We start from the raw sequence: 22850 nt of genomic DNA, 5'->3' as shown, positions 1-22850 counted from the left end.
AAACAGGTTGATAATTAATCCAATTTTGAGAAATGCTAAATTAACGCAATAAGTGAAACATATCACTTACCTCAAAGTCATTTTTTTGGTGTTTACGTTAAATAAGTCCAGCCTCGCTGGCGAAACGATGTAGATTGTTGTACCCCAAAGTGGCGTAAGTCAGTGGATGAGCAACAACGGGATCTTGTTCCGCTTCAACAACCAGCCAACCGTGATAGTCGTTATCTCTCAATACATTAAAAATATCAGGATAATTTACGCAACCATCGCCCGGCACAGTAAAAACCCCATTCAGCACAGCATCAAGAAAACTGATTTTACGGTTTTTGGCATCTCTCAGTACATCCTGTCGGATATCTTTGCAATGGACATGATTAATTCGTTTGCTCCAACGTGTTGCCACAGCCAGCGGATCATCACCCGCAAAGGTTAAATGCCCTGTATCCAGTAGCAGGCCGACTTCTTCACCGGTGTTTTCCATCAGATGATTAATATCTTCAGCACTTTCAATCACAGTTCCCATATGATGGTGGTAGGCAATCTGAACCCCTTGAGACTGAGTATAACGGGCAAATTCTGTTAATTTTTTTCCATATTCCTGCCAACACTCTGCCGGAAAAAGTGGTCGTAAATGCACAGGCTTACTCTGGTCGCCATGTATACAATCTGTCACTTCAGCAAAGACCATCACCTGGGCTCCCAGTTCACGTAACAGCGTTAAATGTGGCTGAACTGCTGCAATTTCTTCTTCCACACTGCGTGTCAGCAAGTTTCCGGAATACCAGCCAGATACCAGTTTCAGATAATGGGAAGCCAGAATAGGCCCCAGGATATGCGATTGGCGGGGAAATTTATTACCTAGTTCAAAACCTGAAAACCCTGCCTGACGCCCTTCTGACAAACAAGTTTCCAAGGATGTTTCTGCGCCCAGAGAAGGCAAATCATCATTGGTCCATGTCAGAGGATTGATGCCAAGTTGAACTGTCATTATGCTTCTCCTATAAGATAAGAATGATACTCTTCGTCTTGTTTTTCGCGCTGACGCCAGTTATTAATCAGGTTGTGGAAATTCGTTTTGATTTGCAGGATAAGTGCCTGATCATCAATTTCGTCAGCCAGCCATTTCTGTGATGCTTTACCAAATAGTGTGCGGCCAACAGCAAAACCTTTAACAATAGATTTCCCCGCTGCCGCAGCAAAACCGGCCTTCAATACCTCTTCTGGAGCATCCAGCCCTAAAATCACGACGCCACGGCATCCCGGATCGCGTTGGATAATTAACTCTTCAATGTGATCCCACGTCGTAGCTTGCATAGGCGGCAGTTTCCACCAGTCCGGCATGATACCAAGATTGTAGAAACGCTTAAGTGCGCGCAGGTAAAGTTCATCTGAATGTGTCATTCCTGATGGCAAGATCACTTCCAGTAATAATTCATGACCGGACTGACAACAGGACAAATAGATCTCCCTTACTGCTTTTTCCTGTTCCAGACGCAGGTCACTGTTATCTTCAGGATGGAAGAACACCAGACATTTCACGATATGCTCCAATGGCCAGTTAACAAGCTGTGAACCTATGTTCCCATATTCTAAACAGAGTGGGCGGGAGCCGGGTAACTCAATCGGACGTCCTATCCATAACCCTTGCCCGGTCGCGGCATTAAGAACATCCTGCCCAAATGTACTGTCGCATAATATGCCGGAATGACCTTCTAGATGAGCTTCTGCACTCACTTCCTGGCTGGCTCGGAATAACAGTTTTTTCAGGTAAGGAATACTATCAAGGCTGGCATTAACCTTACGTGCCATTTCAACAAACTGAGTACGGTGATCAAACGCCATGATACACAGTTCCTGCCATTGTTTATGACGACTGCCAATGCGATGGAGATGATTTAGGTGGATATCTAAATCTGGGCGATAATCTGTTGTTGTTTTCCCATATTTTTCTGCCCGGACGATATAGTTATCTAGCTCAGTTTTATCCGGCATCGCTGATGTGCAACCATGCCGTGAAACAACCAAAGCACCACAAGCATTTGCATAAATGCAACTTTGTTCCCAGCTTTCGTTATTCAGATATCCGCGCAACAAACCAGACATGAACGCATCACCCGCCCCCAAGACGTTCAGTATTTCTACCTTAACGCCTTGTATTGTGATCCCTTCATCTAGTGTATCAGGGATATTTCCGGTAAATACGGAACATCCCAATACCCCGCGCTTACACACCAACGTTGCAAAACTCAGTTTCCTTACATTACGCAAAGCATCCAGCGTATTTTCAGATCCTCCCGCGATATGAAACTCTTCTTCCGTTCCAACTATCAGATCAAATTGAGAGAGCGCCTCCTGTAATTGTGCTGTGACCTGCTCTAAAGTTATATACCGTGTTTCTCCATCTCCCAGTGAAGTCATCCTCCACAAGACAGGACGGTAATCGATATCAAGAACTGTTTTTACTCCATTATGGCGAGCATAGTGTAAAGCTGTCAGCACAGCATCTTTGGTTTGCGGATGAGACAGATGTGTTACAGTAATTGCTAGGCAGCGGGCGGAAGCAATGTATTCTTCACTGAAATCATCGCGGGTAATCGCCATATCTGCACAGTTATCACTATAGAAAATCAACGGGAAAGTTTGTTTATCTTTTATACCGTGTAGTACTAAAGTCGTGAGCCGCTTTTTATCTGTAATTAAATGACTGGTATCACATCCTACCCTCTTCAGCTCTTCGCGCAAAAAGCGCCCCATATGTTCATCACCGACTCTGGCCAGCATGGAGGATTTCAAACCCTGACGCGCTGTTCCATAAGCCACATTTCCGGAAGAACCTCCCAGATATTTAGAAAAACTGGTCATCTCTTCCAGAGGTACTCCTATCTGCTGACCATATAAATCGACCGCAATACGTCCCATACAGATAACATCAAACTCTTTATGTTGCTCCATCGCTCCGTCTCTTACCCAATATGCATTTTGCCAACTTATGTTGCTAACTCATGTATGTTGCTAGCTGCAAGATCTAATTAATTTCAGTTACGTTAACCAGCACTAATCAAGCCAATCCGAATCTCTTTCATATTATTTGGATTACATCACTCTGGTTTTCTAGGCACTTTCACGATGAATTGGGCGCTTAAACAACACATTACTGATTTGATAAACGACATATCCCAGAATTCCAGCAGCAAGCAAATAGTAAAGTGTCATCACATAGTCCGGGACATTTTGAGCCAGAAAGACATACATTGAGATAGCTGCCAGTGTAATTAACCACCCCGTTGGCTTCACCATTGACCATGGGGTAATATCCACCTGTTTTGTATACACTTCTTCATAATTTTCTGCTGGGGAAAAATAACCAATTGTCAGCATAAAAATGACATTAAGCACAAATAAGATACCAACCAGATGGAAGAAATGGATATTAATATGCAGGATAAAGTTACAGACTATATATGCCGACATACCAAACAACAGCCCCAGTTTCGCAGCAATCGGGGGAACACGTTTTGTCATTAATCCGACAAGTACGACACTGAGAATGGGGGCATTGAAAATTCCCTGTAATTGCTGGATCAGGTAAAACAAACCATCGGGGGCATTAGCAGCAAGCGGGGCAATCAGCATAGTTACCAGTGCCAGAGCAATACCCAGATATTTACCGACAGCCACACTTCGCGCTTCACTGGCATCCGGATTAATTCTCTGTTTGTAAATATTGACAGTAAATAAAGTAACAGAAGAGTTCAGCCCACCACTGAATGTAGAGAATACAGCCCCGACAACAACCGCAGCAAAAAAACCAACTAGTATTTTAGGCAGAACTAATTGGACTAAAGCAGGATAGGCATTATCCGGATTATCTACTTGGCCATTGAAAATATGAAATGCAATAATACCGGGTAAAATGATAATGGAGGGAATAAGCAGTTTTAATACAGCGCATAGCATGACCCCTTTTTGCCCTTCCATTAGGCTCTTTGCACCCAATGATTTTTGTACGATGGATTGGTTAGTACACCAGAAGAACATATTGGAAATGATCAATCCTGTAAACAGGGTTGAAAATGGGACGAGCGAATCTTCACTGCCAATGGAGTTGAATTTATCAGGATGAGCCTGATAAATGTCCGTCAGGCCTTTCCAGGCACTGCCATCCCCTACATACAATAAGGCAAAAACCGTAACTATGCCTCCACCAATAATTAACCCGATACCATTAATGGTGTCAGCAACAGAAATTGCTTTAATTCCGCCAAAAATAGCGTAAATAGCGCCAAGCCCACCTACACCCCAAACCATAACCCATAATGCTGTTGTTTTATCGACATTAAATACCTGAGAAACCTGAAACAGACTTTCCAATGCAATAGCACCAGTATATAGCACAATAGGCAATAACGAAATAACATACATTGCCAAAAATAAAACCGAAGTAATCAGTAGAGTATTTTTATCAAATCGCCGTTCTAAATATTCTGGAATGGTTGATATACCCAATTTTAAATATTTTGGCAGAAAATAAATGGCAAACAGTACAATAGTTAAGACGGCTATCATTTCCCATGCCATAACAATAAACCCTGTTCTGAATGCCAGTCCATTTAAACCAACCAGATGCTCTGTAGACAGATTCATTAATAACATGGAGCTGCCGATATAAATACCGGTCAGAGAGCGGCCACCAAGAAAATAGCCTTCGATGGAATCAATTAGGTGTTTATTTCTTGTTTTATAATAAGTAATCCCAGCTACCAATAAGGTAAAACCAATGAATGAAAGAAAAATTGACATATGTTTCCTTACAGATCTATTGATTACAGTTTTATTTCTTTACCTATTTTTAAAGATTCAAGAGATTTATCGGCAAGAAACAATGCCTGTTCACCATCAAAACCTGTGGTCTCAGGAGTGGCTCTACCTGCCATGACATCGACAAAATGGTTCCATTCCGCGATATAGGCCTCACGATAACGTTGCAGAAAGAAATGTTCAGGTTTAGCGGAAAGACATCCGTTTTCTCCCCATAACTCCACCCTGTTTTCCTTAATATTACCGGCGGTCAGTAAGCCTTTCTCACCATGCAGCTCAAGACGCTGATCATAGCCATACGCCGAACGGCGGCTGTTAGCGATGGTAGCCATTGCGCCCGAAGGGAATTTCATGACAATAAACGCGGTATCAATATCACCGGCTAAACCAATGGCAGGATCGACTAAATTGCTTCCTTGTGCATAAATAGTACACGGTTCTTCACCGATAATAAAACGAGCCATATCAAAATCATGAATGGTCATATCCCGAAACATGCCACCAGAAGCCCGAATATATTCAGCGGATGGCGGAGAAGGATCACGTGAGGTGATAATCAAAGATTCTGCATTACCAATATTTCCTGCCTGAAACAGTTTTTTTAGCCGACGGAACTGAGGGTCATAGCGGCGGTTAAAACCGACAAACAGAGGAACCTGAGACGTTTTTACTACAGCAAGACACTGGCGCACCCGTTCAAGATTAAGGTGAACCGGTTTTTCACAGAAAATCATTTTATTGTGCCGTGCAGCCAGTTCGATCAAATCAACATGCGTATCTGTTGCGGAAGCAATAAGTACACCATGAACATCCGGGTCAGACATGGCTTCTTCAGTTGTTTGTATTCTAGACTGATATTTTTGCGCCAATGTTTGTGCATTTACCTGATAAGGATCAACGACAGAATACAGGCAAGTTTCTTTATGACTGGCAATATTAACCGCATGAACCTGCCCAATCCTACCAGCACCAAATAATGAAATATTAAACATGATTGCTCCCCGTCGTTCAGAAATGAAACCTTATATTAAAATATCAGAGCAATCACAAGAATACTCAAATAAAGCACAAAGTTAATAATATTTAATTTTTTTAAAATAGATGTGTTTTTATTTTATTTCAATTAAACTATATTTTTTTCGTAATAATAATGTGCGTAAAAAGTTTTTGTGGTTACTTTAATTAAGATATGTCATGAGCTTTAGTCATTCGATAAATGATACTAGATTAAATTATTATTTCAATTTAAAATAATATCCTTTTTAAGAGCCTTATCACATAAATTTAATTTCATGGTTATACAATCCACCAATGCAATTTATTAAATATTGGAGTTCTGTCGACCTGATCTTCAGTCTGTTCTGCTTTTTTCAGTTCAGAGAATTTTTCCTCAGTTACATCCTCAAAAGTGGCTTTGTTCACTTCCTCAATCAAGCCCTGAGCCACGCACATGCCCGCTCTGAAGGTCAGAGGGCGCGCACCAGACTCTATAATCAACTTAATGACGATTTCATCACGGTAAGCAGAATCGATAATACCGACACACTCCGAGACCATAAAAAAGGTAACCCTTCACCAGCCTATTGACTTAGCAGGAAAACAGATTAAACACATCTGGGTAGGGCTGTTTGCGGGTCACCGCTGTCGCGATTTCACTGATCACGTCCAGTGCCGATAGCCCCCGCTGTTTGCAGGTTTCTACCACCGACAGCAGCCGGGAGCGGTACTGTTCACCCCGGTAGGAACTTGTTCCAAAGCAGATTTTTTGCATGATCACACTGCCGCGCAGGCACCGTTCCGCCTCGTTGTTGGTCAACGGGATGCCTTTATGATGGAGAAAAACCCATAATCCTACTTCATATTTAAGAATATAAGCACACCTTCCTGCATAGCGGGAGGCCAGAACCTGTTCTCCCTTTTTCAGCCAGCTCATCAGGCTTTTCCTGAGTCTGGACAGGCGATTGCGCCAGTGTGCTTCGTCAATGTCCTGATTTTTATAGCGGTGCTGGATGCGCAATACACAGTGGCAGAGCAAAACCAGCCGTTGACCGATAAACGCGGTCAGCCCGCCCCCGCTATAATCGGCCATCTGTTGCAGGTTGCGGGTGATGTGCGCCCAGCAGTGATTTGGCTGTTTCCGCATTACGGTAAGCGCGGATTTTCTGGTAAACCGCCTTGCTGCCGCTGAGCAGCCAAACCCAGCGGGTGGCCGCTTCTCCGTTGCGTTGATGGGGCGTTTCGTCAATATGGATAACCGCAGATTGCCTGACATAATGCCCTAACGCCTGATGCAGCGGCGTCAACATCGAACTGATCCGTCCCTGCGCTTCAGAGATAAGGCCCGTGGAAAAGTGGATGCCATAAGTGTCCCGGATCAGGCGCTGTATTTTACTGATGCTCAAGAGATATTGTCCCGACAGGACCGCCATCTGGCTCATCAAACGGGGCCCCAGTTGCCCGGCAGGGGCCTCGTCAGGTAACGTAGCCTGGACAGTGTGATGACAACACTGACAGCGGCCATGAAACAATTGATATTCTGTGATATCCAAAGAGACTTTGGGCAGTTCAAACACCGGTTCTGTCGCATTAACAGAGAGGTCGCTAGCGAAATTGCATGGATGAATGTTTATACAATCAGGTGATAGAAAAATGCAGCGGGTGACATCGGGCATTCCGGCTTTTGCTAATATTGTCCTTTACGCAGCATACTGACCAATTTAATGCCTGCTAACAGGGTCTGTGCCCGCCTGCAATTGTTGAATCCTAGCATGGAAGAGATTCGTCGTTTGAGGTTGCGATGATCTTGCTCAATGAGGTTATTGAGGTACTTATTCTGCCGGATAACAATGATTTCTTCCTTGGGTTTTCCCTGATTTAATTCGTCCACTGCCGCTTTGTTGGCGCCACTTTTGTCCATCGTCATGACCTCCGGCTGACCATGCTGACCTATCGCTTTTTTGAAAAATCGCAAGGCCGCTTTCTCATCCCGACAGACTGTCAGCAGAAAATCAATGGTATTACCGTCTGAGTCCACCGCCCGATAGAGGTAACGCCATTGCCCTTTGATTTTGATATACGTTTCATCCATGCGCCACCGACGCCCAACGTCAGGCTTGCTTCGCCGATAACGTTTCACGATCAACGGAACCAGGCGATGAACCCATCGAGAGAGCGTAGCGTGATCAACAGCACTTCCCCGTTCAGACATTATTTCCTTTAGATTGCGCAGGCTCAGGGCATAGGCCAGATACCAACGAACGCATTGGGCAATAATATCGGTAGGATAATGTAAGCGCTTAAATGCATTTCGGATCAGGGACATCGTTTGGGACTCGCGCAAAAAACGAGGAATTTACCTGATGTTCCGTTAATGCGACAGAACCCCTTCACTACTTGGCAAAGACTAAACGCCCCATGAAATTTATCGGGCGTTTAGTCTGAAAAGTATTAACCTATTTCAGAACTCATCAATTTAATGGCGTAACCCACAGTTCTTATTAAGTCCAATACACAATTTTATGGTCACCAATATGGCCAATAAATCTACCTGCACTAAATCGTCTTCCTTCGGAGACGCTAGTCACGCCATGCAAGTAGCTCGCATTTAAAAAATACACATCTCCCTGGTTAAGCTTGACTTCTAATGCCTCGATATTTTCAAGCAGCTCCAGAGGATAACCAAGATCGCCGGTGCGATAAATCGGCTTATCCGCCTGAGATTTGATAAAAGGATCGGGCAAAAATGCTATTTGATTTAAGTCTTCGCGCTTAAAATATCCTCGTGCGACAACTTCTCCACCGATATATATTTCGCCAATCACACCACGTGGTACCGGCTGCCGATGCTGATCAAGCACGTACAGTTGGCTATTGACCAGCGGGTTGCCTAAGCTGACCAGTCCTTCGATAGCCTCTGAGTGATATAACCAGCTACTCGCAAGTACAGTACATTCCGTCGGCCCGTACTCATTGATAACCCGATTATGTTCTGCCAATTGCCGTATCAGATATGCTGGAGCCTCTTCACCCAACAAGGAAATAGTGACGCCCTTAATAACCTGAATAAATCTTGAGTTTTTGATGATAGCCAGCACGACAGAGGGCACCAAAAATAGATGCGTTATTTTATTTTCTAGGAGAAAATCGACAAAGATATCGCTGAAAACACGTTGTTCTGGCGTCAGTAGATAAAGCGCAGCCCCCTGCGTCAGCCCGAGCGTTAACTCAACAATGCTCGCATCAAAACTAAAAGAGGCGAATTGCAAAATTCGGTGCTCAATGTTTGTCCCATACCGCAGCTCATGTTGCATGAAAAAGTTGGTTAAACTGCGATGCTCAATCATTACCCCTTTAGGTTTGCCAGTCGAACCGGAAGTGTAGATGATATAAGCTAAATTCTCTGGATGCAGCGTATCTAGCTGTGGATTACTTCGGCTCTCACTCCCGAATGCCCAGTTCGTTAAATCTAGTGTCCACACCTTGTTTTCTGCCAGCAGCTCAGCATTAACTGCCTGTTTACCTGCGGCATCAGCCAACACGAGATAGGGTTCAACATTTTCCAGAATGCTTTTTAAACGCTCAGAGGGATAAGACGCATCCATAGGGACATAAACCCCTCCTGCTTTTAATATTCCCAAAAGCCCAACGACAACCGCCGCATTATGCTCAATACAGAGCGCGACTCGCGCTTCAGGGCCGACACCATGGCGTATCAGCGCATGGGCTAGCTGATTTGCAGCACCATTTAGCTCGCGATAACTGAAGCGAAGATTGCCATACACCAGGGCTAAAGCGTCTGGGTATGTCGCCGCAATTTCCTCAAAGCGCTGAGATAAGAAGCAATTTCGATCAAAGGGTTGAGAGGTCTCATTGATCTCATATAGCAGCCAATTGCGTTCTTTTTCTGATATCAGAGTAATTTCAGAAAGTAATTGTTCTGGGCGCGAAATAATGCCGCGTAGTAGCTCAATAAAATACGATTGATAGCGTTCAATCGTCGCTTCATCAAATAGGGAGAGGGCATAGCTTATCACCCCCGTTATCCCGGAACTGCTATCGGTACAATGCAGCTCGATGTCCGCTTTCAGATAGCTTTTACTTACCGATAAGTTTTCAATGGTTAACCCAGGGAGTGCCAGTTTGCTATCACTATCACTATTTGTTCGTAAGCTAAAAATAGTCTGATAGAGTGGGAGGTGACCCAAACTACGCTCCACCCCGATGACCTCAACCACTTTTTCAAATGGCAAGTCCTGATGATCGTAAGCATGTAGAATATTGTCTCGAGCTTCTTTCAGCAGATTTTGCGCCGTTATCCCCGTAGGTGCATCAATACGAATCGCCAACATATTCATAAACAAGCCGATCAGTGGCTCAAGTTCTGGCCGTACTCGCCCTGCGGTTGGGGTACCAATAACCACGCTCGACTGGCCGGATAGTCTCGACAAAAGTGCGCCCCATGCGGCAATGAACAGCATGAACAACGTGCACCCTTGTTGCTGGCAATATGCCCGTAGTCCTGCTGCCAGCTCGCTATCCAAGGTAAAGCTGACATAACCGGCATGAAAGTCCTGCAGTTTTGGTCTAGGGCGATCCCAAGGCAATGACAGCAAAACCGGAATATCTTCTAAGTAGTCCGCCCAGAATTTTTGCTGTTTCACCACGAGATCCCCTTGCAGCATCTCGTTTTGCCACTGCGCAAAATCGGCGTATTGCACTGCTAAATCAGGGGGTGTTTCACCACTATTTGCCAAATAACCTTGATACAGCGCATTTAATTCTTGTGTAAAAATACTCAGTGACCAACCATCACAAATAATGTGGTGCACCGTGAGTAAGAAGACGTGCTGATGCTTGTCCATGCGGATAAGGTGGCAGCGAATTAATGGACCCTGTTCAAGGTGAAAAGCTTGCAGCTCATTATCAGCAATAATCTCAGACAGCGCTTGCTGTGCATCCGTCCGTTCACTCAGATCGAAAAACTGCATAGGCATAGAGGTTCCCACATCCAATGCCTGAGCCTGCAATTGACCTTTGCGCTGAATAAACACGGTGCGTAGGCTTTCATGTCGTGCCAGAATCTGATCTAAAGAACGTTGCCAGACCTTACTATTCAGGTCACCGTTAATACGCGAAGCCAGAATAATATTAGAACCGCTGCCAATATCAGGTGCTTGATCAACAAACCATTGGCTTTTTTGTGCAAACGAAACGGGGAGTTCACCTGTTCTGTCAACTTTAGTCAGCCGATCTTTTTTATTGATGTTCTGTTTGAGGCCTTTGCTTTTTGCTCGCGCTCGTAGCTGCTCAAGCTCTTCAATGCTCAGCTTATCAATATCTAGATTACTCATTATTCTCACCTCTCGTTGATACAAGCTCATTCAACTCATCTAAATTGAATTCATTCGTCAGCACCGCAAGTAGCACCTGACGGGAAAAATCGGTTAGCGTGCTATGCCTGAATAAGCGAGACAGCTCGATGTGTACAGCAAAGTGCTGTTGCACGAGATTGATCAGACGTATCGCCCGCAAAGAGTGCCCTCCCAGTGCAAAGAAGTCGTCATGGCGTCCCACCTGCCCGATGCCCAGTAGCGCCGACCAGAGCGCCGCCATCTGCTCTTCAACCTCGCCCGCCGGCGCAACATAGCTTTCACGCGCGAAAGACGTTGCCTGCGGAACCGGCAACGCCTGTTTGTCTAACTTGCCGTGGACCGTTAACGGCAGTTTATCCAGCAGTACAAAAGCCGAAGGCACCATGTAATCCGGCAGCTGGCGTAATAATGCCTGCCGCAATTCACCGGTCAGAGACGACGCTTCTGTCGCACCCTTCTCAGCCACCACATAGGCCACCAGACTGGCTTCATCTCCCGGCGCCGCACGCAGCAACACTATGCCCTGCGCCACCGCCGGGTGCTGCTCCAGAGCCGCGGTTATCTCGCCCAGCTCAATACGGAAACCACGTAATTTCACCTGCTGGTCATTACGGCCAATAAACTCCAGTTCACCGTCTTCCCGATAGCGGGCCAGATCCCCGGTGCGGTACATCCGCTCGCCGCTTGTCGGGCTAAACGGATCCACCAGAAAACGCTCTGCGGTCAGTTCCGGGCGATTCAGATACCCGCGCGCCAGCCCTGCGCCCGCAACATACAACTCACCCACCACTCCGTCCGGCACCGGTTGTTGCTGCGCATCCAGCAGATACAGTTTTAAATCAGGAATACGCTGCCCGACCGGGCTTTGGCTTCTCTGACTGTCCTCACGGGTCAAAGGCCGGTAAGTCACATGCACCGTGGTTTCTGTTATCCCGTACATATTGACCAGCTGGGGCTGCGACTCGCCTGCCGACTCATACCACCCGGACAGCAGCGCCGTATCAAGCGCCTCACCACCAAAGATGACATAACGCAGTGCCAGCGCTAACGGGCGCTGCCGTTGCTCCACTATCAGTGAGCGGAAAGCGCTGGGGGTCTGGTTCAGGACAGTGATGCCCTCACGGCTGAGCAACTGATAGAAGGCTGCGGTATCACGCGTCTGCGCTGGCGGCACCAGCACCAGGCGGCCCCCATGCAGTAGGGCACCCCAGATTTCCCATACCGAGAAGTCGAAGGCGAACGAATGGAACAGGCACCAGACATCCTGTTGACTGAAACCAAACCAGGGCTGTACGGCGCTGAACAGACGGCTAACCTGACGATGCTCAATCATCACCCCTTTCGGCGTCCCCGTGGAGCCTGAGGTGTAGATTATGTAGGCCAGATGCTGCGGAGCCGCCCGGCCCTGGGGGTTATCCTGTGGCTGCCGGTCATACACCGCTGGGTCGTGCAGCAACCACGGCGCCTGATACCCCTGCTGTTGCAGGGTGCGCTCACCGGTCGCGTCACACAGCACCAGAGCGGGCTGAGCATCAGCCAGAATCAGGCGAATACGCGCTACCGCATAAGCCGGGTCAATCGGCAGATAGGCGGCACCGGACTTGAGAATAGCCAGCAACCCCACCATCATCTCCAGCCCGGGAACGGCACAGAGCGCGACGGGACTGTCGGCGTGTACGCCTTGTTGGATCAGTGCATGGGCCAGTTGGTTGGCACGCTGGTTTAACTGCCCGTAGCTGAGCGACTGGTCGCCATAAGTCAGCGCTATCGCCTGCGGATACAGCGCGGCCTGCTGCTCAAATTGCTGATGCACACACAGCTCGACAGGCGCGACCCACAGCGGCAGGTTGCGTTGTTCAGTCAGGGCGTGAAGCGCGGTAGCAGGTAAAACAGGGAGTTGTTGCAGGCTATAGTGTTCCTGCTGATCCAAAGTATTCGCGATCCCTTCGAACACGCGCTGCATATAAAGGCATATTGTGTGCGGCTCGATAGGCGTAACACCTTGAATCGTTAGCGCCATGGCCTGACCAAAATCTTCAACTGACACAACCAAAGGATAGTTCGTCCGCTCTTCAGACTTCAGCCAGGTAATATCGAACAATGGCTCCGGCACATTCTCAGCGTTGGTTGTGAGAGGCGAGTGTCGGTAGTTATCGCCTCTTCCATTCCGGAGTGCGGAGCTTCATAGGCGGTACTAATAAAATCAGCCGAGGTAGGCACCGGTAAGTCACGCCGATTTATCTTGCCGTTGAGTGTGATAGTGAAGCCAGGCACGTTGATGTAGGCAGCAGGCAGCATATAATCAGGCAGATGTTCAACCAGTGCTTCGCGTACTTCTTTAGGTTGGTAGTCATGCCCGTCAGCACAGGTGTAATACGCTACAAGTTGCACTTCACGATCATCTTTGGTCAGAGGCAGCACCACGGCTTGTTGTATAGAGGCAATTTTCATGAGTTGCGCTTCTATTTCGCCCAGTTCAACGCGGAAGCCGCGGATTTTCAGCATATGATCTTTACGACCGAGGAATAGCAATTCTCCCTCGTCATTCCAACGGCCATAATCGCCAGTCCGATAGATACGTCCTCCAGAGCGGAAAGGGTCAGGAATAAAGCGCTCTGCCGTTGCCTCAGGTAAGTTCAGATAGCCGAGTGAAACACCGTCACCGCCAATACAGATTTCACCCACCGCCCCCAACGGCACCGGCTGTTGGCTGGTATCAAGGAGATAAATTTGCGTATTATTAATCGGTTTACCTATAGGCAGTGGTCTCTCTGTTATGCGCTCGGTTGGCACGCGATAAAAGGTAGCGAAGGTGGTGCATTCCGTCGGGCCATAGCCATTAAGGATGTACTTCGGTGCTCCTCCTTTTATCACCTGTTGAATGGCGCTCGGATCAACAACATCCCCTCCCACCATCAGCGCTTTCAGCGAGTGATAATGATCAGCCATCAATGAAACCATCGAGGTGAACAGACCGGATGTTTGCCACAAAATAGTGATGTGATGCTGTGCTATCGCCTGCGCCAGTTTCTGCGGATCTAACTTAGTTTCGTTATCGATCACCACCATCGCGGCGCCATTAATCAGCGCACCCCAAAGTTCAAATAAGACCGTATCGAATGCCGGATTCACCTCATAGGCCAGACGATCATCCGGTTCAATGTCGATATAAGTGCAGTGGGTTATCAGATTGTTTATCGCCCGATGAGGGATTAGAACGCCTTTTGGCTCTCCCGTTGAACCTGAGGTATATAGCACGTACAACGGGGCTTCCGCATCCGTGCTAACAGGTAAGTTATTGATAGAAAATTCCGCTAACGGGAGTTGATCAAGTAACGCATACGGTAATGTGCCAAATCCTTCGCCCAGATATGGTTCCTGCGTAAGGAGCAAGCTAACCTGGCTATCCTGCAGCATATAACGTTGCCGTGCGGGTAATGCTTGTGGGTCAAGCGGTACAATACACGCCCCGACCTTACTGATAGCCAGCTGTGCTACTACCTGAATGATCGAGCGTTCGCACAACACAGCGATAGCATCACCGGTTCCCCAGCCATTCACCCGTAGATAGTGCGCCAGACGGTTAGCCTGTTCATTTAGGTCTTTATAGCTAAGCTGCTGTTCCCCTTCAATGATGGCAATCGCATTCGGGGAAAGCGTCACTTGCTGTTCAAAATGCTGTTGCACACCAAGGTGTCGCGGATAGTCAACATCGGTTTGGTTATAATCATAAAGACACTGTTGCCACTCTTGTGCTGGTAGCACATTGAGATTAGCAATCGCCCGTTGTGAATTAGACTCTAATGCATCAGCAATGCTGCTCAGCGCCTCTTGAATCATTAAACAGATACGCTGTGGCGCAATAGGTTCAATCACCTGCACACTCAGGCCTAATTCGTCACCATAATCTTCAACAGACAGGGTGAGTGGATAGTTGGATCGTTCCTCTCCCTTCACCCATTTAACCATCTCCAATGGGCCTGTGCGGGTTTCCGTTTTTTCATGCTGATTATGGCGATAGTTAAGCAATGAACTAAAAAGCGGGATATTGCCCGGTAGGCCACTGCACTGCTGAGCCAAAGCAAGGGAAGCATGTTCGTGCTGTAAAAGCTGCGCGAGACTTTGTTGGGTTTTAAGTAACGCGGTTAACGTATTATCCTCATGGATATCAACACGTATAGGTAGTGTATTGATGAACATTCCCAAGCCGTCTGTCGCCGCCGCGTTAATGCTCATTTTCCCAAGCAGAACCGTGCCGAATACCACCGTTTGCTGACCACTGGTTGCCGCAATAACCCTAGCCCAAGCCAAATGGAATAGACTGGCAAGACTTGCTCCGGCCTGTCGGGATAAGTGACGTAAACGCGCGTTTAACTCCGCCGAAAGCCGTAAATGAAACTCCTGTATTTGGCCACCATCGAGATAGACATTATCTAGACCAAAAGGCAACGTGGGTTCGCTAATATCTGCCAACTGTTCACGGAAAAAAGCTTCATGTGCGTGCTTATTTTCCTGCTGATAGGTCTGTGCGATCAGATCTCGGAATGCACCGGCGGGCGTAAGACGAGCCTCTTGCCCCTGCATAATGAAATCAACTTCTTGCGCTACTTGCATCATTGTGCCGTGATCACAGATCAAATGGTGTACACGTTGCAGCAAGAGCCAGCGCTGGTTAACGCTATCCTCACAGCACACAAATTGCATTAATGGGGCGGATTCCAGTGACATTCGATCGCGACGAGGGTCGGCAAGCTCGAACAGCTGTTCGGCAATATCACCATCTTGAGCTGATAGGCTAACCTCTCGAATATCCAGCGTAATTTCCCTCCAAACAACTTGTGCCGGTTGACTCAACCCCTGCCAGACGATAGCCGTACGCAGAATGTCATGGCGTTTAACCACTTTTTTAAAGGCGGACAAGTAGCTTTGTAGCTCATGCAGGCTGGCAAATCCGAGCACACTGCGCTGCAGATAGGGATCACCCTCTTTAGCCAGAAGATGGTGGAATAAAATGCCGTCTTGGAGGGGGGATAAGGCATAGATATCCTGAATATTGCTTACCCCACCCTCAACACGCGCCACAATGGTGTCAATATCTTCGGCCGTGAGATCAATGAGCGGTAGCATATCCGGCGTAATGTGCTGGCTTTGCACAGTAATTGGGTTAGCAGGCACAAACAACGTCTCGCTTCGGCATAGCGTTTTCGCTAATTTTTCCAAAGTCGGCGTCGTAAACAGCGTTTGTATCGCCAATTGCCATCCTTGTTTGCGCAGATTCTCGATCATTTGAACGGCTAATAATGAATGCCCCCCTAACCGGAAGAAATCATCTTTGCGACCAATCGCCTCAATGTTAAATAACGATTGCCAAATAGCGGCGAGAATATGTTCTTCTCGTGTTTGCAAGGCTTCAAAATCATCCGTGACCAGTGCACTAGCATCGGGTTCTGGTAATGTTCGGTAGTCCAATTTACCGTTAACCGTCTGTTTAAATTCAGGCAGATAAACAAAAGCAGCCGGTACCATATAAGCAGGTAAAACCGTTTGTAGCGTTTGAAAAATCTCTCGACGCAGCGCAGGAAGATCATCAACGGTATGCAGACTGGTAAAATAAGCCACCAGTCTTTGATCTGTCGCGGTTTCTCCTCGCACCAGCACCACGGCCTCACGTATCTGAGGTAACTCAACGATCCTTGCTTCGATTTCGCCAGGTTCAATACGGAAACCACGCAACTTGATCTGTGAGTCATTACGCCCCAGATATTCAAGCTTGCCATCCGCCAGGAACCGCCCCAGATCGCCGGTACGGTACATCACAGCGTTTTCATCATCACTAAAAGGATCGGCGATAAAGCGCTCACTGGTGAGCTGCGGCTGATTTAGGTAGCCGTTAGCGACACCGGCCCCCGCCAAATAGAGTTCACCTTCACTTCCTTGTGGCACACAGCGACGATATTTATCCAGAATATAAACACGGGCATTGCGAATAGGCACCCCGATATGGGCCTGCCTGTTTTCTCTGGTAATGGGCCCTATGGTGACATCAACGGTGACTTCAGTCGGACCATACATATTTATGCACTCAAGATGTGAGCAGCTATAGAGCTGTTGCCACAACTTAGGTGAGATAGCTTCACCGCCGATCAGTAAGCGCAAGGTTCGAGGCAACAGCTGCTCCAGTAGCCCTGCGTCGATCAACAACGACAACTGTGATGGTGTGGTATCGAGTCCATCAATCTTCTGCTCACGCAGGAACTTGAGGAGGGCCTTACCCGATGTTCGAGTCATCTGCTGAATAAGCACCAGGGTGTGTCCACTCAGCAGTTGTGTGAGGCCTTTAAGCGACATGTCGAAAGAAAACGAAGCATTAAGCGCAATCCGTGACCCGGCAGGGAGGGGCTGATATATCCCTCCACGTAACGCTTGCCAGAAGTTGACCGCACTGCGGTGCTTAACCATGACGCCTTTTGGCCGGCCTGTGGAGCCGGAGGTATAAAGAATATAAGCCAAGCTAAGCGAGGAGAACGGTTTCCCACTTAGGCTAAGTGCTGTCGTTGGGTTTGCCAGCCACTCACGGTCAGAAGCCAGTAATACCTGAGCATTAGCCGGGAAATGACCAATGGCTTGTAGGCCTTCGCTATCCCCAAGCACCAGCTTAGGCTGTGCGTCGTCAATAATGCCCTGTAGTCGCTCACTGGCATAGACAGGATCCAGTGGCACATAAGCTGCCCCTGCCTTAAGCACCGCTAATATGGCAACTGGCATCCAACTATTTCGTCCAACGCAAATCGCCACTGCATCACCCGCAGTGACACCAAAGCTGGCCAGATGGTGAGCCAACTGGTTGGCACGTTCGTTAAGTTGGCGATAACTGAGGGTTTGATCTTCTGCGACAACAGCTAACGTCTCTGGCGTTAATTTAGCTTGTGCCTCAAATAGCTGATGTAACCCACGTTCATCTATTGGCTCGATCGGGCCTGTTCCCTGTCGTAACAGGGCCTGTTGCTCACTCACTGACAGCAGGTTCAGCTGTGAAACGGGGTGCTGCGCATCCGTATGCATCTGTTCCAGCAATAACAACAAGTAGCCACGATAACGCTCTATGGTTTCCGTCGTGAACAGGTCAGCATTAAAATCAAGCGAGCCTTCAATTTGGGCGCCATGATCCTGGAGTTGTAGCGTTAAGTCATATTTAGTCGTCGGCAGCGTTAGCGTTATATTTTGAACTTCAACACCTGCAAATGCAGGCGTCGCTGTTCCCTGTGCATGCCAATTAAATGCAACCTGGAATAACGGTGTATGGTTCATGCTGCGCGTGGGGTTCACCACTTCAACCACCCGTTCAAAAGGCAGTTCCTGGTGCATCTGTGCATTGAGCAGAATCCTGCGAGTCTCGTCTAACCATTGACTCACATTGAGCTCATCAGAAAGGGAGAAACGCAGTGCAAGGCTATTAATCAGAGGGCCGACTAACGCTTCAGTTTGCGGATGTGTTCGGTTAGCACTGTGGATGCCCACGATCAGATCCTGCTGATTGGATAAACGCGATAGCAGCAATGCCCAGGTACCCAGCAGAGTCATAAAAAGCGTGCCTCCCTGACGTTGACTCAAGGCGCGCAAGGCTTTCGTTAACTCAGGAGGCAATGTCATAGGTACGCTACCCGCCCGCCCACTGAGCCGCGCGGGCCGAGGAAGCGATTCTGCTAATGCCATCACCGGCGGTAAATCAGCCAATTGCTCCAACCAATATTTTTCAAGTTTTTGGCTGGTTTCTTCCTCCTCTAATTGGCTGTGTTGCCATGCGGCATAATCACCATATTGCACCGTTAGCGCGGCCAGTTCCGGCGTCCTATGATTCAGTTCGGCGTTATAGAAAGCCTCTAATTCTTGCAACAAGATTTGCGTCGACCAAGCATCACTAATGCTGTGATGTAACACTAACAACAACTGCCAATGCTGTTCTGCCACACAGACCAGATGTGCACGCCAAAGCGGCCCTTGTGTGAGATCGAAAGGTTGTCTAAGCACCTGTTGCGTTAAATTCGCAACGGCCTGCTCCACATCCTCTGACCGACGTAAATCGGTTTGGGCTAGCGTAATACCTGCGTCGACAGGCAGTAACGAAGTCACAGGCTGCCCATCTTGCAGTACAAAAGAGGTACGCAAAACACTGTGGCGGGCAAAGAGTCGATTCAGGCTCTGCTGCAAGGCTTCAACATTGAGATCGCCACGTAAACGTAATACGCCAGGAATATTCAACGCTGGATTGTCCGGTTCCAGCTGCTGGATAAACCACATCCGCTGTTGAGAATAAGATAATGGCGCAGCATGGTTTATCGGTAGCAACGGTATTGGCGTATAGATGGAGGCCTGCGTCGGGGTGCTATCGATTAACCTGGCCATATCAGCCAGCAACGGATTTTGGAAAAAATCATTCAGAGCGGGGGCCGGATAACCTTGCTCAACAATCCTGTTGAGTAAACGCACCAGCAACAGAGAATGGCCGCCTAAGGCAAAGAAATCATCCTGGCGCCCGACCTCAGAGAGATTCAGTAAAGAGCACCAGATGCCCGCTAACGCGACTTCTGATGGATTTTGCGGCGCCTCGTAACGTGATGAAAGTAAAACATCTTGCGGTTTTGGCAGTGCTGCGCGGTTCAGTTTGCCATTAGGCAAACGTGGCCACTCGGGAACGGTCATAAATAACGAAGGAATCATGTGGCGCGGTAAACGCTGGTGCAACTCGGCTCGTAACTCCCCTCCCTCCAGGGTTTGGTTTGCTATCGGCCTTATATAAGCAACAAGCTGCGATTGCCCTGCCGTATCTTCGTACAGAGTTACGACGGCCTCATGTACGCTTGGCAAATCAGCTAAATGATGTTCAATTTCTCCCGGTTCAATACGATACCCACGTACTTTTACCTGCTGATCAACACGGCCAATGAACTGTAAATTGCCATCTGCCTGCCGACGAGCCAGGTCGCCGGAACGATACATCCGTTCTCCGCTGGCCCGATCGGCAAATTTGTCAATAAAGAAGCGCTCGGCTGTCAGTGCGCTGTGTTGATGGTAACCCTGAGTCACACCACGCCCGGCAATATAGATTTCACCAACAGCACCTTCAGGAACAAGCTGCTGTTGGCTATCTAACAGATAAATCCGGGTATTGGCGATCGGACAACCGATCGCCACGGTATTATTGTCGGCAACAGGCTGCCTCAGCAGATTAAAGGTGGCATCAATGGTTGTCTCTGTTGGGCCATAGAGGTTAACAACCGCCTCTTTGACCAACGGTAACAGACGATTGACTAGTGCTCCTGAAAGCGGCTCGCCACCACAGAATATATAGCGCAGCGCACCATCACTTAACGCTTCAGGGTTTTCCAGGCCACTGAGCAGCGAAGGAACGACCTGAAGTACGCTGATGCGTTCATGTACGATTAGGTCAACCAACGCAGGCAGATCACGCATTATCTCACCGGGGACAATGTACAGAGGCGCCCCCAGTGCCAGCGGTGTCCAAAGTTCCCAAACCGAGGCATCAAAACTAATCGACGTTCGCTGTATGAAATAGTCATCGGCACTCAAATCAAAAGCCTGGTGTTGCCACAAAGTATGATTGAGCAAGTTATCGTGGCTCACACAGACACCTTTAGGCTTTCCGGTAGAGCCCGAGGTATAGATCAGGTAAGCCAGATTTTGCGCTGCCAACGACACGACAGGATTGCGCACCTCAGTCAGCGCCCCAGATTGCCATACCTCATCCAGATTGATACGCCTCACCTGAGGAGACTGCGCGCCTAGTGCGTTATCTCCCTGCCTGTCGGCGATTAACAACAACGGCTCAGCGTCATTCAGGATATAGGCCAGACGCTCACTCGGATAATCAGCATCCAATGGCAAGTAAGCCGAACCAGATTTAAGAATTGCTAACAGCCCGATGACCACAGGTATGCCACGAGCAGTACACAACGCTACGATCTTCCCTGGCCCCGCTCCCTGAGCGATAAGATGGTGCGCAAGCTGATTAGCACGCTGATTAAGTTGCTGATAACTCAAACTCTCTGAGCCAGATTTCAGGGCTATCGCCTGTGGCGCACGTTTTTCCTGAGCTTCAAACAACTCGACAATATTGCCATGCTCCCCCAACGTCAGGGATGCCGCCTCGCTGTTCTGCAACAACTGCTGTTGTCGCTCAAGAGGTAATACAGGCAATGTATGCAAGGCTTGTTCAGGATGGTGTTCCAGGGCATCGGCAACCGAGTGCAATACGTGGCTCATATAAAGGCAAAGATCTTGCGCCACAATCGGTTTACGTGCTTGTACCGTCAGCGCCAGGCTCTCACCGGTATCCTCAATATCAAAGGCCAGGCTCGGCGTCGTAATATCGGCTAACTGTTGTCGGAAATACGCTTCTTGCTCTTCCTGGTGACTCGTTTCTTTCAACTGGGTAATGAGTTGGCGATAAGGCACAACCGGCAACAAGTCTTGCTCTCTCCCAACCATAATCAGGCGAATCTCCTGCAACATCAGTTCAAGCGTTGCATGATCCCCAATTAAGTGATGCATCAATTGCAGTAGGATCCAGCGCTGGTGTTCATCATCGCGCGCAATCACCAAATGCAACAAAGGGGCTTGCTCGAGCGGAAGGCGTATTTTGCGGGGATCAAAACGCTGGCGCAGTTGTTCAACGACGGGCCCCTCTGCGGCAGAAAACTCAAGTTCTTCCAGCGATAACGTTGCTTCCCGGTAAACGACTTGCACTGCGGGGCTCACCTGACTGATGATCGCCGTGCGCAAAATATCATGGCGTGCGACCACCTTTTTCATCGCGGCCAAAAAGCTATCCAGCGTTTCACGCTCTGTAAAAGCCAGTTGGCTCACCAGCAGGTAAGGGTCACCTTCGTTTTGCAGCAAGTGATGGAATAACAGGCCATCTTGCAGCGGTGATAAGGGATAAATATCCTGAATATTCACACTTCCACCTTCGACTTGCTGACAAATCAGATCAATGTCTGCTTGCTGCAAATCTACCAAGGGCAACATAGACGGTGTAATCTGCGTCGTGCCCGTTGGGATGCCATTATTTAACTGCTGAGTGGGCTGTGATGAGGCCACCTTCAAGGTTTTACTGAATTCGGACAATCTGGATTGACGAAATAGTTGACGTACTTCTGTTTGCCAGCCAGCGGCACGCAGGCGCTCAATCACCTGTACCGCCCGCAAAGAGTGCCCTCCCAGTGCAAAGAAATCGTCATGGCGTCCCACCTGCCCGATGCCCAGTAGCGCCGACCAGAGCGCCGCCATCTGCTCTTCAACCTCGCCCGCCGGCGCAACATAGCTTTCACGCGCGAAAGACGTTGTCGGCGCCGCCGTGCCGCGCACCAGCTCCGGGTAAGGAACATAGGTTTGCGGTTTGGCCGGTTTCAGTATCCCCGCACACCCCGCCAGAAACAACCGCAGGCTTTGCAGCACGGCCTGACGGTAACGGGGAATTTCTTCACCGCAGACCCATTGTTGCATCACGTCAATACACACCGACTTGCCGGTCAGGGCAAACGGGTCTAAATTATACTGACGTAAATCCCACCGTAAGGACTTTCAGCAGATAGCTATTATCCCATCCGGCTTTCTGGCGCTTGGTTTTCACGCCGACCTTAA

9 protein-coding genes and 1 pseudogene are annotated in these 22850 nt (G+C 48.3%); all 10 read right to left on the bottom strand.

Annotation, left to right across the window (positions count from 1 at the left end; genetic code table 11):
* Positions 1-97: 97 nt before the first annotated feature.
* Positions 98-988 carry a myo-inosose-2 dehydratase gene (gene iolE, locus AAC854_RS12920; protein ID WP_340617451.1) on the bottom strand — a complete coding sequence of 297 codons (891 nt, stop codon included), beginning with the start codon at positions 986-988 and terminating at the stop codon, positions 98-100.
* Complete coding sequence (locus AAC854_RS12915) at positions 988-2952, bottom strand: bifunctional 5-dehydro-2-deoxygluconokinase/5-dehydro-2-deoxyphosphogluconate aldolase (RefSeq protein WP_340617450.1); 1965 nt, start codon at positions 2950-2952, stop codon at positions 988-990. Before AAC854_RS12915 ends, iolE begins: the two co-directional genes overlap by 1 nt.
* Before the next feature lie 159 nt (positions 2953-3111).
* On the bottom strand, positions 3112-4800 hold the full coding sequence (locus AAC854_RS12910) for a solute:sodium symporter family transporter (protein ID WP_340617449.1): 1689 nt from the start codon (positions 4798-4800) through the stop codon (positions 3112-3114).
* A 23-nt stretch (positions 4801-4823) separates the two neighbouring features.
* Complete coding sequence (gene iolG / locus AAC854_RS12905; RefSeq protein WP_340617448.1) at positions 4824-5810, bottom strand: inositol 2-dehydrogenase; 987 nt, start codon at positions 5808-5810, stop codon at positions 4824-4826.
* Positions 5811-6114: 304 nt separating this feature from the next.
* Positions 6115-6375 (bottom strand): dCTP deaminase/dUTPase family protein, encoded by a 261-nt coding sequence (locus AAC854_RS12900; protein ID WP_340617447.1) that lies wholly within the window; start codon positions 6373-6375, stop codon positions 6115-6117.
* A 31-nt stretch (positions 6376-6406) separates the two neighbouring features.
* A pseudogene (locus AAC854_RS12895) lies at positions 6407-7391 on the bottom strand (IS66 family transposase); the annotation flags it as partial.
* A gap of 110 nt (positions 7392-7501) precedes the next feature.
* Complete coding sequence (locus tag AAC854_RS12890; protein WP_340617446.1) at positions 7502-8140, bottom strand: IS6 family transposase; 639 nt, start codon at positions 8138-8140, stop codon at positions 7502-7504.
* A 175-nt stretch (positions 8141-8315) separates the two neighbouring features.
* The gene (locus AAC854_RS12885; protein WP_340617445.1) at positions 8316-11168 is read right to left on the bottom strand and encodes a non-ribosomal peptide synthetase; all 2853 of its coding nucleotides are present in this window, start codon (positions 11166-11168) and stop codon (positions 8316-8318) included.
* Entirely contained in the window at positions 11161-13290 is a 2130-nt protein-coding gene (locus AAC854_RS12880; RefSeq protein ID WP_340617444.1) for a non-ribosomal peptide synthetase, read from the bottom strand. The genes AAC854_RS12885 and AAC854_RS12880 overlap by 8 nt, the downstream gene beginning before the upstream one ends.
* Positions 13269-22712: an amino acid adenylation domain-containing protein gene (locus tag AAC854_RS12875; protein ID WP_340617456.1), complete on the bottom strand. Its 9444-nt coding sequence runs from the start codon at positions 22710-22712 to the stop codon at positions 13269-13271. Before AAC854_RS12875 ends, AAC854_RS12880 begins: the two co-directional genes overlap by 22 nt.
* Positions 22713-22850: the final 138 nt, after the last annotated feature.

Source organism: Xenorhabdus entomophaga (assembly GCF_037996725.1).
In the GTDB taxonomy this organism is placed as follows: domain Bacteria; phylum Pseudomonadota; class Gammaproteobacteria; order Enterobacterales; family Enterobacteriaceae; genus Xenorhabdus; species Xenorhabdus khoisanae.
Note: the sequence above shows the minus strand (reverse complement) of the source record. Positions and strands in the feature narration are given on the sequence as shown.